General features: G+C 69.3%; 16 protein-coding genes. 8 read left to right on the forward strand and 8 right to left on the reverse strand.

What is annotated here, in order from left to right; all coding sequences use genetic code 11:
- Positions 1 to 364: 364 nt before the first annotated feature.
- From IE267_RS25150 to pknB, 6 genes are all read left to right on the forward strand, one after another.
- Positions 365 to 1,228 carry an FHA domain-containing protein gene (locus IE267_RS25150; protein WP_167158487.1) on the forward strand — a complete coding sequence of 288 codons (864 nt, stop codon included), beginning with the start codon at positions 365 to 367 and terminating at the stop codon, positions 1,226 to 1,228.
- Between the two features lie 10 nt (positions 1,229 to 1,238).
- The gene (locus IE267_RS25155; RefSeq protein WP_161248201.1) at positions 1,239 to 1,775 is read left to right on the forward strand and encodes an FHA domain-containing protein FhaB/FipA; all 537 of its coding nucleotides are present in this window, start codon (positions 1,239 to 1,241) and stop codon (positions 1,773 to 1,775) included.
- A gap of 129 nt (positions 1,776 to 1,904) precedes the next feature.
- Positions 1,905 to 3,383, forward strand: coding sequence for a Stp1/IreP family PP2C-type Ser/Thr phosphatase (locus tag IE267_RS25160; protein ID WP_167158485.1), 1,479 nt, complete (start codon positions 1,905 to 1,907; stop codon positions 3,381 to 3,383).
- 26 nt (positions 3,384 to 3,409) lie between these two features.
- Positions 3,410 to 4,825 (forward strand): FtsW/RodA/SpoVE family cell cycle protein, encoded by a 1,416-nt coding sequence (locus IE267_RS25165; protein ID WP_189764807.1) that lies wholly within the window; start codon positions 3,410 to 3,412, stop codon positions 4,823 to 4,825.
- Positions 4,822 to 6,285 (forward strand): penicillin-binding transpeptidase domain-containing protein, encoded by a 1,464-nt coding sequence (locus IE267_RS25170; protein WP_161253750.1) that lies wholly within the window; start codon positions 4,822 to 4,824, stop codon positions 6,283 to 6,285. Before IE267_RS25165 ends, IE267_RS25170 begins: the two co-directional genes overlap by 4 nt.
- Positions 6,286 to 6,472: 187 nt before the next feature.
- A complete protein-coding gene (gene pknB / locus IE267_RS25175; protein ID WP_189764808.1) occupies positions 6,473 to 8,503 on the forward strand; it encodes a Stk1 family PASTA domain-containing Ser/Thr kinase in 2,031 nt (676 codons plus the stop codon).
- Between the two features lie 90 nt (positions 8,504 to 8,593).
- Here pknB and IE267_RS25180 read toward each other — a convergent pair whose 3' ends face one another.
- From IE267_RS25180 to IE267_RS25205, 6 genes are all read right to left on the reverse strand, one after another.
- Positions 8,594 to 9,331, reverse strand: a complete 738-nt coding sequence (locus IE267_RS25180) for a class E sortase (RefSeq protein WP_229861408.1) — start codon at positions 9,329 to 9,331, stop codon at positions 8,594 to 8,596.
- A gap of 26 nt (positions 9,332 to 9,357) precedes the next feature.
- Complete coding sequence (locus IE267_RS25185; RefSeq protein WP_189764809.1) at positions 9,358 to 10,605, reverse strand: class E sortase; 1,248 nt, start codon at positions 10,603 to 10,605, stop codon at positions 9,358 to 9,360.
- Positions 10,536 to 11,174 (reverse strand): aminodeoxychorismate/anthranilate synthase component II, encoded by a 639-nt coding sequence (locus IE267_RS25190; RefSeq protein WP_167158477.1) that lies wholly within the window; start codon positions 11,172 to 11,174, stop codon positions 10,536 to 10,538. The genes IE267_RS25185 and IE267_RS25190 overlap by 70 nt, the downstream gene beginning before the upstream one ends.
- Positions 11,171 to 11,350 carry a hypothetical protein gene (locus IE267_RS25195; protein ID WP_100575577.1) on the reverse strand — a complete coding sequence of 60 codons (180 nt, stop codon included), beginning with the start codon at positions 11,348 to 11,350 and terminating at the stop codon, positions 11,171 to 11,173. Before IE267_RS25195 ends, IE267_RS25190 begins: the two co-directional genes overlap by 4 nt.
- A gap of 68 nt (positions 11,351 to 11,418) precedes the next feature.
- Positions 11,419 to 12,105 carry a class E sortase gene (locus IE267_RS25200; protein ID WP_189764810.1) on the reverse strand — a complete coding sequence of 229 codons (687 nt, stop codon included), beginning with the start codon at positions 12,103 to 12,105 and terminating at the stop codon, positions 11,419 to 11,421.
- A 24-nt stretch (positions 12,106 to 12,129) separates the two neighbouring features.
- Positions 12,130 to 12,909: a DUF881 domain-containing protein gene (locus IE267_RS25205; RefSeq protein WP_189764811.1), complete on the reverse strand. Its 780-nt coding sequence runs from the start codon at positions 12,907 to 12,909 to the stop codon at positions 12,130 to 12,132.
- Between the two features lie 137 nt (positions 12,910 to 13,046).
- Between IE267_RS25205 and crgA the strand changes: the two genes are divergently transcribed.
- Positions 13,047 to 13,301: a cell division protein CrgA gene (gene crgA / locus IE267_RS25210; protein WP_100575579.1), complete on the forward strand. Its 255-nt coding sequence runs from the start codon at positions 13,047 to 13,049 to the stop codon at positions 13,299 to 13,301.
- A gap of 341 nt (positions 13,302 to 13,642) precedes the next feature.
- On the opposite strand, the gene IE267_RS25215 is transcribed toward crgA, so the two are convergent.
- The gene (locus tag IE267_RS25215; RefSeq protein ID WP_167158475.1) at positions 13,643 to 14,530 is read right to left on the reverse strand and encodes a rhomboid family intramembrane serine protease; all 888 of its coding nucleotides are present in this window, start codon (positions 14,528 to 14,530) and stop codon (positions 13,643 to 13,645) included.
- An 85-nt stretch (positions 14,531 to 14,615) separates the two neighbouring features.
- Positions 14,616 to 15,149 (reverse strand): peptidylprolyl isomerase, encoded by a 534-nt coding sequence (locus tag IE267_RS25220; RefSeq protein ID WP_161246382.1) that lies wholly within the window; start codon positions 15,147 to 15,149, stop codon positions 14,616 to 14,618.
- A 309-nt stretch (positions 15,150 to 15,458) separates the two neighbouring features.
- On the opposite strand from IE267_RS25220, the gene IE267_RS25225 reads away from it, so the two are divergent.
- Positions 15,459 to 16,169 (forward strand): DUF5324 family protein, encoded by a 711-nt coding sequence (locus tag IE267_RS25225; RefSeq protein ID WP_373300234.1) that lies wholly within the window; start codon positions 15,459 to 15,461, stop codon positions 16,167 to 16,169.
- Positions 16,170 to 16,397: the final 228 nt, after the last annotated feature.

Here is a 16,397-nt window from a genome sequence, read left to right on the forward strand (position 1 = left end):
TGGGCTCTCTCACTTTTCGGTGCGATTGCCTGGCGACGTCGAGAAGATTAGCACGCTGGACAGGGTGGATTCACATCCGTTGTTTGCGGCCACCCTGATGGGGAGGAGCAGATCGGTGCGAGGGAACCCCCGGCATCGTTACCCGCTCCTCCTGAGTGCACCCGAGGTGCGGGACACTGTCGGGAAGCCGCCTCTACGATCCGTACGAAGGGTGCGTGTGAGAGGTGACACTCGTCCACTGGGCACAGAAGGGGAACCAGCCGATTTCCCGACGCGTGGATACGATCAGTAAGCAGTACCAAGAGAGCGACTCAGAGCAGAACCGGCAGCAAGGCCAGGACGACAACGACGGAGGAGGTGCCCCATGGGAGTCATGAAGCGTTTCGAGCAGCGTCTCGAAGGCCTGGTCAACGGCACCTTCGCGAAGGTCTTCAAGTCCGAGGTCCAGCCCGTCGAGATCGCCGGCGCGCTCCAGCGCGAGTGCGACAACAACGCGTCGATCTGGAACCGGGACCGCACGGTCGTCCCCAATGACTTCATCGTCGAGCTGAGCGCTCCGGACTTCGAGCGGCTCAGCCCGTACTCGGGCCAGCTCGGCGACGAGCTGTCCGGCCTGGTGCGCGACTACGCGAAGCAGCAGCGCTACACCTTCATGGGCCCGATCAAGGTGCACCTGGAGAAGGCCGAGGACCTCGACACCGGTCTGTACCGGGTGCGCAGCCGCACACTCGCGTCCAGCACCGACCAGCAGGGCCACCAGGGCGCAGGCCCGGGTGCCCCGCAGCGGCCCGCCCCCGCGGCGCCGCAGGGCGGCCGTGGTGGCTACGGCTACCCGCCGGCCGCGTCCGCCCCGCCCATGCCGTCGGCGCCGCCCCCGGGCCGCCCCTCCGCTTCGCCCGCCGACCGCCGCCCGGCGGCTCCGGGGCCGATGCCGGGCGGGCAGGGCCAGGTGCGGCGCTGGATCGAGATCAATGGCACCCGCCACCAGATCTCCCGCCCGACTCTGGTCCTTGGCCGCAGCACCGATGCGGACGTGAGGATCGACGATCCCGGCGTCTCGCGCCGGCACTGTGAGATCCGGACCGGAACGCCCCCGACGATCCAGGATCTCGGGTCCACCAACGGCATCGTGGTGGACGGGCAGCACACCACCCGCGCTACGCTCCGCGACGGCTCGCGGATCGTCGTGGGCAGCACCACCATCGTTTACCGGCAAGCCGAAGGGTGAAGCGGGGGCAATGTCAGAGCTGACCCTCACGGTCATGCGGTTGGGTTTCCTCGCCGTACTGTGGCTGTTCGTCATCGTGGCCGTTCAGGTCATTCGCAGTGATCTGTTCGGAACGCGCGTCACCCAGCGCGGTTCGCGCCGGGGCAATGACGCCAACCGGCAGCAGCAGACCGGGCGGCAGGCCGCAGCGGCCGCCGCGCCGCCGCCGCAGCGCGGCCAGCAGCAGGGCGGGGGCGGGCGGCAGCGCCGTGGCGCCCCGACCAAGCTGGTGGTCTCCGAGGGCACCCTGACCGGGACCACGGTCGCGCTCCAGGGGCAGACCGTCACGCTGGGCCGGGCGCACGATTCGACGATCGTCCTGGACGACGACTACGCGTCGAGCCGCCATGCCAGGATCTACCCGGACCGGGACGGCAATTGGATCGTCGAGGACCTCGGGTCCACCAACGGCACCTATCTGGACCGGACCCGGCTCACCACCCCGACCCCGATTCCGCTGGGCGCGCCGATCCGCATCGGCAAGACCGTCATCGAGCTGCGGAAGTAGTACGACAATGAGCGAGCGGAGCGAGCGAGCCGCGGCGGTCTTCAGGGACCGGGACGGGCTCCCGACCGGAGGGTGGGCAGTGTGGCTCGACATGACCGGCCGTACCCCGAGCCGACAGGCGAGGTGCGCATGAGTCTCTCCCTGCGCTTCGCCGCCGGATCGCACAAAGGCATGATCCGCGAGGGGAACGAGGACTCCGGTTACGCCGGTCCCCGTCTCCTCGCCATCGCCGACGGCATGGGCGGCCAGGCCGCCGGCGAGGTCGCCTCCTCCGAGGTGATCTCCACGCTGGTCACGCTCGACGACGACGTACCCGGCTCCGACATCTTGACCTCGCTCGGCACCGCCGTGCAGCGGGCCAACGACCAGCTGCGCATGATGGTCGAGGAGGACCCCCAGCTGGAGGGGATGGGCACCACGCTCACCGCTCTGCTGTGGACGGGCCAGCGCCTTGGCCTCGTGCACGTCGGCGATTCGCGCGCCTATCTGCTGCGCGACGGCGTCCTCACCCAGATCACCCAGGACCACACGTGGGTCCAGCGGCTGGTCGACGAGGGCCGCATCACCGAGGAAGAGGCCACCACCCACCCGCAGCGCTCGCTCCTGATGCGCGCGCTGGGCAGCGGCGACCATGTCGAGCCCGATCTGTCGATCCGTGAAGTGCGGGCCGGCGACCGGTACTTGATCTGTTCCGACGGCCTGTCGGGGGTGGTCTCCCACCAGACGATGGAGGAGACCCTCGCCAGCTACCAGGGCCCGCAGGAGACGGTGCAGGAGCTGATCCAGCTCGCGCTGCGCGGTGGCGGCCCCGACAACATCACGGTGATCATCGCCGATGTGCTGGACGTCGACGCCGGGGACACCCTGGCGGGACAGCTCAACGACACGCCGGTCATCGTCGGCGCGGTCGCCGAGAACCAGCTGCAGCTGAACGACGGCGGCGCCATGCAGACCCCGGCCGGCCGCGCCTCGGGGCTCGGCCGACCCGCACCCGCGCCGCAGGGCGGCTTCGGCCCGCCCGGCAGCGGAGAGGACAGCGGCTACGGCAACCCGCCCGAGGGCGCCTTCGGCTCGTACACCGACGAGGACTTCGTCAAGCCGCGCCGACGCGGCAAGGGCCGCTGGATCCGCAGGTCGCTGTACATCGTGCTGGCCCTGGCGGTCGTCGGCGGCGGCCTGTACGGCGGCTACCGGTGGACGCAGACGCAGTACTTCGTCGGCACCAACAACGACGGCAATCCGCATGTGGCCCTCTACCGGGGCATCAGCCAGGACCTCGCCTGGGTGAAGCTCTCCAAGGTGGAGACCGATCACCCCGAGATCGAACTCAAGTACCTCCCGCAGTACCAGCGCAACCAGATCGACTCGACGATCGCCGCGAGCAGCCTCGACAAGGCGCAGGCCAAGATCAAGGAGTTCGCGACGCAGGCGTCCGCCTGCAAGAAGGAGGAGGAGCGCCGGGCCGCCGAGGGCAACACTCCCGCGAAGCCCACCACGGGCGCCACCGGCGCCCCGTCCAACAAGACCGCGACCACCGCATCTCCCACACCCGGCCCCAGCCTCTCGGAGGACGAGCAGAAGCTGGTCTCGCAGTGCGGTAAGCAGTAGGCAGCCGTAGGGGGCCTTTCCACACCATGAGCGTTGTCACCAACACGACCACCATCGGCGCGATCGAAGCACCGAGCCGCCGCAACACCGAGCTGGCCCTGCTGATCTTCGCGGTGGCCATCCCGGTGTTCGCGTACGCCAATGTGGGGCTTGCCATGACCGGCAAGCTCCCTTCCGGCATGCTCGGATACGGTCTCGGCCTCGGCCTGATGGCGGGTGTGGCGCACTTGGTGGTGCGCAAGTTCGCCCGGTACGCCGACCCGCTGCTGCTGCCGATCGCGACGCTGCTCAACGGGCTCGGCCTGGTGCTGATCTGGCGCCTGGACCAGTCGCCGCGGCTGATCCAGCGCGCCAAGAGCGCGTGGGGCAAGTTCTCCCCGGACGCCCCGCACCAGCTGCTGTACACGGCGATCGGTGTGGCGCTGTTCATCGCCGTACTGCTGCTCCTGAAGGACCACCGCATCCTCCAGCGCTACACGTACATCTCGATGGCGGTGGCGCTGTTCCTGCTGGTCCTGCCGATGTTCTTCCCCGCCGTCAACGGCGCCAAGATCTGGATCTCGATCCCCGGCCTCGGCACCATCCAGCCCGGCGAGTTCGCGAAGATCATCATCGCGATCTTCTTCTCCGGCTACCTGATGGTGAAGCGCGACGCGCTCGCGCTGGCCAGCCGGCGCTTCATGGGGCTCTACCTGCCGCGTGGCCGTGACCTCGGGCCGATCCTGGTCATCTGGGCGCTGTCGATCCTGATCCTGGTCTTCGAGACCGACCTCGGCACCTCGCTGCTCTTCTTCGGCCTGTTCGTCGTCATGCTGTACGTCGCCACCGAGCGCACCAGCTGGATCGTCTTCGGTCTGCTGATGTCGGCGGTCGGCGCGGTCGGCGTGGCCACCTTCGAGTCGCACGTGCAGCAGCGTGTGAAGGCCTGGATGGACCCCTTCGCCTGCTACAAGACGGACGGCGCCTGCCAGCAGATCGGCGACGCGATCATGTCGTTCGGCTCCGGCGGCACGCTCGGCGCCGGGCTCGGCCAGGGCAACTCCGACCTCATCGGCTTCGCCGCCAACGCCGACTTCATCCTCTCCACCGTCGGCGAGGAGCTGGGCCTGGCCGGAATGATGGCGCTGCTGCTCCTGTACGGCCTCATCGTGGAGCGCGGTGTGCGCACCGCGCTCGCCGCCCGCGACCCGTTCGGCAAGCTCCTCGCGATCGGCCTCTCCGGCGCCTTCGCCCTCCAGGTCTTCGTCGTCGCCGGCGGTGTGATGGGCCTCATCCCGCTGACCGGTATGACGATGCCGTTCCTCGCCCAGGGTGGTTCCTCCGTCATCGCCAACTGGGCGCTGATCGGCATCCTGATCCGGATCAGCGACACCGCGCGCCGGCCCGCCCCGGCCCCCGCCCCGTCCTCCGACGCCGAGATGACCCAGGTGGTCCGACCGTGAACAAGCCCCTGCGCCGGATCGCGATCTTCTGCGGTCTGCTCATCCTGTCGCTGATGATCCGCGACAACTGGCTGCAGTACGTCCGGGCCGACGAACTGAACGCGAACGAGCACAACCGCCGCGTCCAGATCGAGCGCTTCGCCCATGAGCGCGGCAACATCATCACGGCCGACGGCCAGACGATCACCGGCTCGACGGAGACGTCCGGCACCGACTTCAAGTACAAGCGGGTCTGGAAGGACGGACCCATGTGGTCGCCGGTCACCGGATACGCCTCGCAGGTCTTCGACGCCTCGCAGCTGGAGAAGATCGAGGACGGCATCCTGTCCGGCACCGACAACCGGCTCTTCTTCGACCGGACGCTCTCGATGTTCACCGGCGAGAAGAAGCAGGGCGGCAACGTCGTCACCACCCTGAACAGCGCCGCCCAGAAGGCCGCGTTCCAGGGCCTCGGCGACAAGAAGGGCGCGGTCGCCGCGATCAACCCGCAGACCGGCGCCATCCTCGCGCTGGCCTCGACCCCCTCGTACGACCCGGGACAGTTCGCGGGCAGCAGCAGCAAGGACAGCAAGGCCTACAAGACGCTGCTCGACGACAAGAACGAGCCCATGCTGAACCGGGCGCTGCGCCAGACGTACCCGCCGGGCTCCACCTTCAAGGTGGTCACCGCCGCCGCGGCCCTGGAGAACGGGCTGTACTCCGGCATCGACGACCCGACGCGGTCGCCCGTGCCGTACATCCTGCCGGACACCGCCCACCAGCCGCTGAACAACGAAGGCAACATCCCCTGCGAGAACGCCACGCTGAAGGTGGCGCTCCAGTACTCCTGCAACACCGTCTTCGGCAAGATCAGCGCCGACCTGGGCAACGACAAGATGAAGGCCGAGGCCGAGAAGTTCGGCTTCAACAAGCAGATCTTCAACCCGGTCCGCACGGACGCCAGCGTCTTCCCGAAGGACAACCGCCCGCAGAACGCCATGGCGGGCATCGGACAGGCCTCCAACCGCGCCACCCCGCTCCAGATGGCCATGGTCGCCGCCGCCGTCGCCAACGACGGCAAGCTGATGAAGCCGTACATGGTCGACCAGCTCCAGGCGCCGAACGTGGACGTGCTCTCCAAGACGCAGCCGGAGCAGATGAGCCAGCCCATGTCGGCCGCCACCGCGCAGAAGCTCCAGAAGATGATGGAGTTCGTGGTCACCGACGGCACCGGCAAGGCGGGGCAGATCGACGGCGTGACCGTCGGCGGCAAGACCGGTACCGCGCAGCACGGTGTGGACAACAAGGACAACCCGTACGCCTGGTTCATCTCCTACGCGAAGTCCGGTGACGGTTCCCCGGTCGCGGTCGCCGTGGTGATCGAAGGCTCCGACACGACCCGTGACGACATCGCGGGTGGCAAGCTCGCTGCCCCCATCGCCAAGAACGTCATGAAGGCGGTGCTCGACAGCAAGAAGTGACCCGGGCTGTTTCACGTGAAACACCGTCCGTTTCACGTGAAACATCACACGTGCCCTGTACCGGTCCGGTATCAGGTGGCGGCCGCGAGCTGATCGACTTGCGGTGCCCGGTAGCGTATGCGCGAACAGCACACCGCCGGACCACCCATGGGTACGGTCGGGACAGACGGAGAGGGCTGGATTAGCTATGGAAGAGCCGCGTCGCCTCGGCGGCCGGTACGAGCTGGGCCAGGTGCTCGGCCGTGGTGGCATGGCCGAGGTCTACCTCGCGCACGACACCCGGCTCGGCCGCACCGTCGCCGTGAAGACGCTGCGGGCCGACCTCGCCCGCGACCCGTCCTTCCAGGCCCGGTTCCGCCGTGAGGCCCAGTCGGCCGCCTCGCTCAACCACCCGGCGATCGTCGCTGTCTACGACACCGGCGAGGACTACGTCGACAACGTCTCCATCCCGTACATCGTGATGGAGTACGTCGACGGTTCGACCCTGCGTGAGCTGCTGCACTCCGGGCGCAAGCTGCTGCCCGAGCGGACCCTGGAAATGACCATCGGCATCCTCCAGGCCCTCGAGTACTCGCACCGCAACGGAATCGTCCACCGCGACATCAAGCCGGCGAACGTCATGCTGACGCGCACCGGCCAGGTCAAGGTCATGGACTTCGGCATCGCCCGCGCCATGGGCGACTCCGGCATGACGATGACGCAGACCGCGGCCGTGATCGGCACCGCCCAGTACCTCTCCCCGGAGCAGGCCAAGGGCGAGCAGGTCGACGCACGAAGCGACCTCTACTCCACGGGCTGCCTGCTGTACGAGCTGCTCACCGTCCGGCCCCCCTTCGTCGGGGACTCGCCGGTCGCGGTGGCCTATCAGCACGTACGCGAGGAGCCGCAGGCCCCGTCCAACTTCGACGCCGAGATCACGCCCGAGATGGACGCCATCGTCCTCAAGGCACTGGTCAAGGACCCCGACTACCGCTACCAGTCGGCCGACGAGATGCGCGCCGACATCGAGGCCTACCTCGACGGGCAGCCGGTCGCCGCGACCGCCGCCCTCGGCGCGGTCGGCTACGGCAACGGGTACGACGGCTACAACAGCGGCTACGGCAACGACCAGCCGACCACGGCCCTGCGCCAGGCCGACTCGGGTGGCGGCCAGACGTCGATGCTGCCGCCGGTCAACGCGGACGACGGCGGCTACGGCTACGACGACCGCCCCGACCGGCGCCGTCAGAAGAAGTCGCACACCTCGACGATCCTGCTGATCCTGGCGGGCGTCCTGGTGCTGGTCGGGGCGATCCTGATCGGCAAGTCCGTCTTCGACAACAGCGCCGACAGCAGCTCGATCAGCGTGCCCACCCTCGTGGGCAACAGCCAGGGCGACGCGGAGAAGCTGGCGACGAACGCCGGCGTGAAGATGTCCGTGTCCAAGAACGAGCCGTGCCCCGACCAGCCCAAGGGCAACATCTGCACGCAGTCTCCGGCGAACGGCACGATGAAGAAGGGCGAGACCGTCACGGTCACCGTGTCCACGGGCGCCCCGAAGATCGAGGTCCCGGACGTCACGCAGAAGGACAAGGACAGCGCCACCCAGCTGCTCACGACCAAGGGCTTCCAGGTGAAGACCAAGGAGGTCGAGTCCAGCTCGACTCCGGGCACGGTCGACAAGCAGGACCCGGCGGGCGGTTCGCAGGCCGAGAAGAACTCGACGGTCACGCTCACGATCGCCAAGAAGCAGACCATCAACCTGCCGGACGTGAAGGGCAAGGACTACAACTCCGCGCTCCAGCAGCTCAACAGCGTCGGCTTCAACAACGTGTCCCGCCAGGAAGTCGACTCCAACGACCCGCAGAACCAGGTCGTCTCGATGAGCCCGAGCGGCAACACGAGCCAGGCCAAGGACGTCCAGGTCGTCCTGAAGGTCTCCAAGGGCCCGCAGACGACCCCGACGCCCCCGGGCCAGGCGCAGATCCCGGCGAACCTGATCGCGATGACGGTGAAGAAGGCCACGCAGGCACTGAACGAGGCCGGCTTCAGCAACATCCAGTTCGCGCCCGGCAGTTCGAACGACGACAAGGCGCGCGTCGCCAACGTCACGCCCGGCCCGGGCACCATGGCCGACCCGAATCAGCCGGTCACGCTGACCACTGTCGGCGGGAACGGCGGGAACGGCGGGAACGACGGCGGCGACAACGGCGGCGGGCCCAGCTGGCCCTGGGGCTAGCCGACCGCAGCACACAGCACTGAGCCCCGGACCCGCACAGGGTGCCGGGGCTCAGTGCTGTGCGGACAGCCGCGGAGGCGGCCGGGACGGCTAGCGCAGTTCGGCCGGCGGGGTGCGCTTGGCGTCGACCTTCTCGGTGCGCACCAGCTCGCCCCACACGATGTAGCGGTACTTCGAGGTGTAGACCGGGGTGCAGGTCGTCAGGGTGATGTACCGGCCCGGCTTCTTGGCACCCGACTCCTTCGGGACCGGCTGCAGCACGTCGACGTTGTACTTCGACGTCTCGGGCAGCTCGGCGAACACCTTGTAGACGTACCAGGTGTCCTTGGTCTCGAAGACGACGGGATCGCCCGTCTTCACCTTGTCGATGTTGTGGAACTTGGCGCCGTGGCCGTCCCGGTGGGCGGCGAGCGTGAAGTTGCCGTCCTTGTCCGCACCGGGAAGCGTCGCCCGCACCGGGTCCGTGTAGTACCCGGCCACACCGTGGTTGAGGACGTCCGTGTCGGTGCCCTTCTCGACGAGCACCTCGCCGTTCTTCATCGCCGGAACGTGCAGGAAGCCGATGCCGCCCTTGGTGTCGAGCGCGCCGGGGCCCGTGGCAGCCGCCCAGTCGCGGCGCACGGTGTCGCCCTGCTTGGAGGCCTCGCGGTCGGCCATGACGTTGGTCCACCACAGCGAGTAGACGACGAACAGGGCGAGCAACAGGCCCGCTGTGATGAGGAGTTCACCGAAGACGCTGATGGCGGCCGCGATCCTGCCGTGGCCACGCCGGGCCGGAGCCGGTCCGGACGTACCGGTCCGCTCCTCGTGGTCGGTTCCTGTCGCCACCGCACCCGCCCCTGCTGTCCGTTCGGTCATCCCACGAGCGCGTCGGGCTTGCCCTTGCTGCGCGGTCGGTCGTCGACCATCTTGCCCCACACGATCAGACGGTAGGTACTCGTGAATTCCGGCGTGCACGTCGTCAGCGTCAGATAGCGGCCGGGCTTGGTGAATCCGGAGCCGACCGGGATCGGCTTGAGCACCGACACGTTGGACGGCGGGGTCTGCGGCAGCTCGCTGGTGATCTCGTAGGTGTAGTACGCGTCCTGCGTCTCGACGACGACCTTGTCGCCCGCCTTCAGGCGGTTGATGTAGCGGAACGGCTCGCCGTGGGTGTTGCGGTGGGCCGCGACGGCGAAGTTGCCGGTGGGGTCGGACGGCATCGCCGTCTTGAGGCCGCCCTCGTCGTAGTGGCCGATCATGCCCTTGTCGAGCACCTTGGCCTTGCTGGTGCCCTGCGCGACGGGGGCGACGATGTCCAGCTTGGGGATGTGCATGATGGCGAAGCCCTGACCCGGCGCGAACGTTCCGGGCTTGCGGCCGTCCGCCCAGTCCTGCGCGATCTTCTTGGCGGCGCTGCCGGCTTCCTGGTGGGCCCGGACGTTCGTCCACCACAGCTGGTACGTCACGAACAGGAGCATCACCACGCCGAGGGTGATGAAGGCTTCGCCCAGGACCCGGCTGGCGATCACCGCCGCGCTGTCCTTGCGTGCCTTGGCCGCGCGGCGCGCCTCGGCCCGGGTGAGCCGTCGGCCGTCCGGCGCGGTGTCGGAGGCCGGGGCGGGAACGGGGGCGGCTGCCGAGCGGCCCTTGCCCTTGGCGGCCTTGCGCCGCTCGGCCCGGCCGCCGGTGGCCGGCGGAACCGCGGAGGCCGCCGCGGCAGGCGAGTCGGCCACCGGTTCGGGGACGGCTATCGGTTCGGAGATCGGTATCTCCGCCGTAGCGGGAGATACCGGCTCGGGCATCGGCTGCCGCGCGGCGTACCAGTCCAGCTGAGGGGCCGCGGGCCCCGGCCCGTACCACTCCTGGGGCGCCGCCACGGGCTCGGGCGCCGGCTCCGGAACGGGCGCGTACGCGGGCCCGGATACGGGCTCTTGTACGGGGGCTGATGCCTCGGGCGGCGGGTTGTCGGAACGGAACCAGGGAGACTCGTGGCCGCCCTGCGGCAGCGGGTCCGTCAGCGGGTCGTACTCGTGCTCCGGGCGCACCGAAGTCACGCCGCGGCCTTGCCCACCACCGGCGCGAGCCCCGCCGAGCGCCCGACGGCCCCCGCGTCCCCGCATCGGACCAGCCAGTTGGCCAGCATCCGGTGGCCGTGCTCGGTCAGCACCGACTCGGGGTGGAACTGGACGCCCTCGACGGGCAGTTCGCGGTGGCGCAGACCCATGATGATGCCGTCCTCGGTCCGCGCGGTGACCTCCAGCTCACCCGGCAGGGTGGCCGGCTCCGCCGCCAGCGAGTGGTAGCGGGTCGCGGTGAACGGCGAGGGAAGCCCGGCGAAGACGCCGGCGCCCTGGTGCAGCACCGGAGACGTCTTGCCGTGCAGCAGTTCGGGGGCCCGGCCCACGACGCCGCCGTACGCGACCATCATCGACTGCATGCCGAGACAGACGCCGAACACGGGAACGCCGGTGGCGGCGCAGTGGCGCACCATGTCGACGCAGACACCGGCCTGTTCGGGCGAGCCGGGGCCGGGGGAGAGCAGGACGCCGTCGAAGCCGTCCTGGGCGTGCTTGAGGGAGACCTCGTCGTTGCGGACGACCTCGCACTCGGCGCCGAGCTGGTACAGGTACTGGACCAGGTTGAAGACAAAGCTGTCGTAGTTGTCGACTACGAGAATGCGCGCACTCACCGGACTGCCGTCCCCATCCCCTGGTCCACCGTCACGTCGTTGAACGGGAGCAGCGGCTCCGCCCACGGGAAGACGTACTGGAAAAGCACGTAGACGATCACGAGCACCATCGCGAGCGAGATGAACGCCCGCAGCCACGCGTTGCCCGGCAGATGCCGCCAGATCCAGCCGTACATGCTGTCCCCGCTGTCCCTTCCGACGATCGTTACGGCACCAGACTAAGGGGCCGGGCTGCGGTGTGGGGTCAGCCGTCCAAAGCTGTGGGTCTGCCCTGTGCCACGGGCTGCGTGGAGTCGAGGTGGCCCCAGACGATCAGACGGTGGCTGCTGCCCCACTCCGGGTCGCAGGTGGTGAGCGTCAGATAGCGGCCCGGGGAGCGGAACGGGGACTCGGCGGGGACGGGGTCGATGACGCCGACGTCGCTGGGCACGGTCCGGAAGGGCCGGGTGTCGAGGCGGTAGGTGTACCAGGTCGTGTCGTCGCGCAGCACCACCGCGTCGCCGGGGCGCAGTTCGGGAAAGTCCTTGAAGGGGTCGCCGTAGGTGCGCCGGTGGCCGGCGACCGAGAAGTTGCCCGGCTGCCCGAGCCGGGTCGTGCCGTCGTAGTGGCCGAGGCCCTTCTGGAGGTCCTTGACGGCGGTGCCTTCGAGGACCGGCTTGTGCCAGTCCTTGCCGAGCCGGGGAACGTACATGACGGCGAAGGAGCGGCCCTCGGTGTACGCGGCCGGTACGGGGGGCTGCCGGGGCGCGGCCGGCGGGCGGGGCGCGGGGCTCTGGGCCCACTGCTGCTGAAGGCCCGATATCTGGTCGCTCGCGGCGCTGTCGGCCTTCACGCCGGTCCAGTACAGGAGGTACACCACGAACAGGACGATCAGGGTGCCGACGGTGAGGCACAGTTCGCTGAAGGACCTGACGAGGATGCGCACGGACATCGGCGGTGGCCCCCTCCCGCGCCGCTACTTCACCGGCTTCGCGTAGTGGAGATCCACTGTGCCCGAGTAGGCGGCGAGAGTCATCGTCCTGTGCTCGTCGACTTTCCAGCCGAGCCCGTAGGCCTTCACGTACAGCTGGTAGTTCTGGATCGCCTTGGAGGCGCCGAGCGCCCCGCGCAGCTTCCCCGTGTCCCCCACGGCCGTGATCTTGTACGGGGGCGAGTAGACGCGGCCCTGGAGGATCAGGGTGTTGCCGACGCAGCGCACCGCGCTGGTGGAGATCAGGCGCTGGTCCATGACCTGGATGCCCTGGGCGCCGCCCTGCCACAGCGCGTTGACCACCGCCTGGAGGTCCTGCTGGTGGATGACGAGGTCGTTGGCCTGCGGCGGGGGGTAGCCGGGAGCGGCGGTGGCGTTGGGCGGGGCGTCGTTGAGCGTGACGGTCAGGCCCTTGCCGGAGACCGGCGCGGTGCCCGAGGCGTCCTTGAGACCGTTGAGGAGCTGGTCCTGGGCCTTCGTGGAGCCGTCGTCGCGCTGAGCGAGCGCGTCCACGTCGCCGCGCAGGGCCGCGGCGGCGTCGCCGAGTTCCTTGTTCTTGTGGTCGCGCTGCTTGATGAGGTCCGACAGCTTCAGGAGCGAGGCGTCGGTGCGGATGTTGGTGCCCTTGGCGGTGTTGAAACTCGTGACGAAGATGAGTCCGGCCAGAGCGAACACGGCGGCGGACAAGAGGCGTACGGGACGGCCGCGCAGGCGTCGCCGGGGCTGCTCGGGGACCCCGTCGGGGGAGTCGGCAGAATTGCTCAACGTACCCTTATCTCCTTCGGCGCCACGGAAGCACTACGCTAACGGACGCTTGGGGGAGGATTCCCCCGCAGTTCCGTCCCCCGGCGCCGCCACAGTTCCCTGCGCGGTCACGCAGCGCATCGACAGGAGAGTTCCTCGTGCCGAAGTCACGTATCCGCAAGAAGGCCGATTTCACGCCGCCGCCCGCCAAGCAGGCGACCGCCATCAAACTGGGCAGTCGTGGCTGGGTTGCCCCAGTGATGCTGGCGTTCTTCCTCATCGGGCTGGCCTGGATCGTCCTCTTTTATGTGACCGAGGGCGATATGCCGCTCAAGGCGCTCGGAAACTGGAACATCGTCGTCGGCTTCGGCTTCATCGCGGGCGGCTTCGGCGTCTCCACGCAGTGGAAGTAGCCCTCCGACCCCTCTGATCGGAGCGGAAACCGGGGGCGGATGCAAGCTCTGCCCCTAGTTATCCACAGCGCTATCCACGGGGAGTGGATAACTCAGACCATCTGTGGATAACTTCCGGGATGTTGACGCCGGTGTGACTGGTTCCACCGGCTCCCACAGCTCATGTGCCCCTTGCCCCGCCTGGAAAGCACCAGGTCAGGGGCGAGGGGCACGGTCGTCCCCCACCCGGTGCACAAGTCCGGCCACCCTCTGTGGACAACTCTGGGGAAAGCTCACACCCGCTGTGGTCGGACCGGTGTGATCGGGCCGCTGCGTTGGAGTGCTGTGGCCGGACCGCTGTGTCAGGTGAGCTGTGCCGTACGGACCAGCACGAGTGCCACCGAGACGGCGAGCACCAGCGCACAGCTGCCCCACTGCACCAGGGAGCGCCGCTCGGCCGGGGCGTGGACCATGCCGATGCCGAGCAGGACGCCCGCGACCAGGCCGCCCACGTGCGCCTGCCAGGCGATGCCCGCCCAGGCGAACGTGAAGATCAGGTTGACCACGAGCAGGCCGATGACCGGCCGCATGTCGTACTTCATCCGCCGCATCAGCACCGCCATGGCGCCGAACAGGCCGAAGATCGCGCCGGAGGCGCCGAGCGAGGGCTGGTCGGGAGCGGCCACCAGATAGGTCAGCGCGCTGCCGGCGAGGCCCGACACCACGTACAGCGCCAGGTAGCGGGCGCGGCCGAGCGCGGCCTCCAGCGGGCCGCCGATCCACCAGAGGCTGAGCATGTTGAAGCCGATGTGGGCATAGCCCTGGTGCAGGAACATCGACGTCAGAAGGCGGTACCACTGCCCCTCGGCGACGCCCTGCGCACCCGGGACGTGTCCGGGCCACTGGCCCAGCAGGAAGAAGTCGGAGGTGAACCGGTTCCCGACCACCTGCTGGACCAGGAACAGCGCGATGTTGATCCCGATGAGCAGCTTGGTCAACAGGTGCGGGTCGCCCGTCGCCAGGACCCCGCCCGCCACCGTCCGCGGCTGGTTGGCCGTCGGGGCGTGGCCGGTGCCGGAGCCGGCGCGTACGCAGTCGGGACACTGGAAGCCGACCGAGGCGCTGACCATGCAGTCCGGGCAGATCGGGCGCTCGCAGCGGGTGCAGCTGATGGCCGTCGGCACCCCGGGATGGCGGTAGCAGCTGGGCGGGCCGGCCTGCCGCGCCTGATCCTGGTGGTCCTCGTTCATCGGGCTCCCTCGTCCTCGTGCAGCAGCTCCGCCCCGCTCGTCATACGGACGAGCGGGGCGGAAAGGTTCCCTGCGGAGCCGGGGATCAGCCTTCGCGCTTCTCCACGACGACCGACTCGATGACCACGTCCTTGACCGGACGGTCGGTGCGCGGGTTGGTGTCGGTGGCGACGATGGCGTCCACGACCTTGCGGCCGGCGTCGGTCGACACCTCGCCGAAGATGGTGTGCTTGCCGGTCAGCCATGCCGTGGGCGACACGGTGATGAAGAACTGCGAGCCGTTGGTGCCCGGGCCGGCGTTGGCCATGGCCAGCAGGTACGGCTTGGTGAAGGCCAGGTCGGGGTGGAACTCGTCGCCGAACTCGTAGCCCGGGCCGCCGGTGCCGTTGCCCAGGGGGTCGCCGCCCTGGATCATGAAGCCCTCGATGACGCGGTGGAAGACCGTGCCGTCGTACAGCCGGTCCGTGGTCTTCTGGCCGGTCGCCGGGTTCACCCACTCGCGCTCGCCCTGGGCGAGTTCGACGAAGTTCTTGACGGTCTTGGGTGCGTGGTTCGGCAGGAGCCGAATCTCGATGTCGCCCTGATTGGTCTTCAGGGTGGCGTAAAGCTGCTCGGCCACGGTCTGCCTTTCCTCAAAGGTCTGTACTGACGTCCCCCCGATCCTCGCACGGACCGCGGCGCCGGAGGGAAACCGCCCGGTTACCGACAGATACCCGCCGAACGCTCCCGTACTGCCCCCCCACCGTGGCATTGTCGTCCGCGAGCTCCCCCCTCGGCGGTGCGCCCCGCACCGCTCCCCCCAATTGCTTCAAAGATGCGACGCCCACCCGGATGCCTTTCCGCACATGCCGGGTACTCGCAGAACAGGCATGATTTCGAGATGGGTGGAAAGGCGACATACCGAACCGCCACCAAGGAGGAGGATCACGTGACCCGCATGGAGAGCGTGCGCGCCGCAACCGGAACGGCGAAGGAGAGCGTGCTGCACGCCGCGGAAGTGGTGGCGCCCTACGCCGACTCGGCCAAGCAGCAGGCCGCACAGTATGCCCAGCACTACGCCCAGGAGGCACGCGTACGCGTGGCCCCGAAGGTGTCCAAGGCGGCCGCCCAGGCCCGCAGCCAGGCCCGGCACCAGTACGACGTCCGTGTGGCGCCGCGCGTCCCGCCGAAGGTCGACGAGGTGGCCCACCAGGCGGCCAGGCATTCGCGCCGGGCTGCCCGCCAGGCCGCCGACTACGCCGCCCCGCGCGTGGAACAGGCGGTCGCGGCCGCCCAGCCGCTGCGCGAGGAGGCCATGGCGCGCTCCGCCGCGGCGCTCGCGGCGCTGCGCGGTCAGGTGACGACCAAGGAGATCGAGAAGCTGGCGCGCAAGCACCGGCGCCGGGCCAAGGCCGCCCGCGCGGGCAAGGGCTTCCTGATCCTCGGCGTCGTCGCCGGCGGAGCGTTCGCCGCGTGGCGGTGGTGGGACAAGCAGGCCAACCCGGACTGGCTGGTCGAGCCCCCCGAGGCGACGGAGGTCGTCGACCGTCCCCCGCTCAGCTCGGTGGACGGCAGCGCCGAGGCCCTCGACCCCGAGGTCCAGGCCAAGCAGGCCGAAGCGGAGGCGGAGGCCGCGGACGGAGACGAGAAGCGGCACTGACTCCACGACCGCGGCCGGATGCCCGGCGGCCCCCCAAGGGCCGCCGGGCATCCGGCTGTTCGGCGGCCGTTCGGCGTCCGCCGGGCCGATCCACGGCGCGGTGCCGGGGGAGCCCGGCTCGTGCCACGGCCGCCGCCACCGCAGGGGCCCGGCCCGCGCCGGGCGCCCGAGCCCCGGCACCGGGCGCCCGGCCGGCCACGCGGACGGAGACGAAAAAGACCCCCCTGA

Origin of the sequence: Streptomyces xanthochromogenes, from assembly GCF_014650455.1 — a bacterium.
GTDB lineage: Bacteria > Actinomycetota > Actinomycetes > Streptomycetales > Streptomycetaceae > Streptomyces > Streptomyces xanthochromogenes.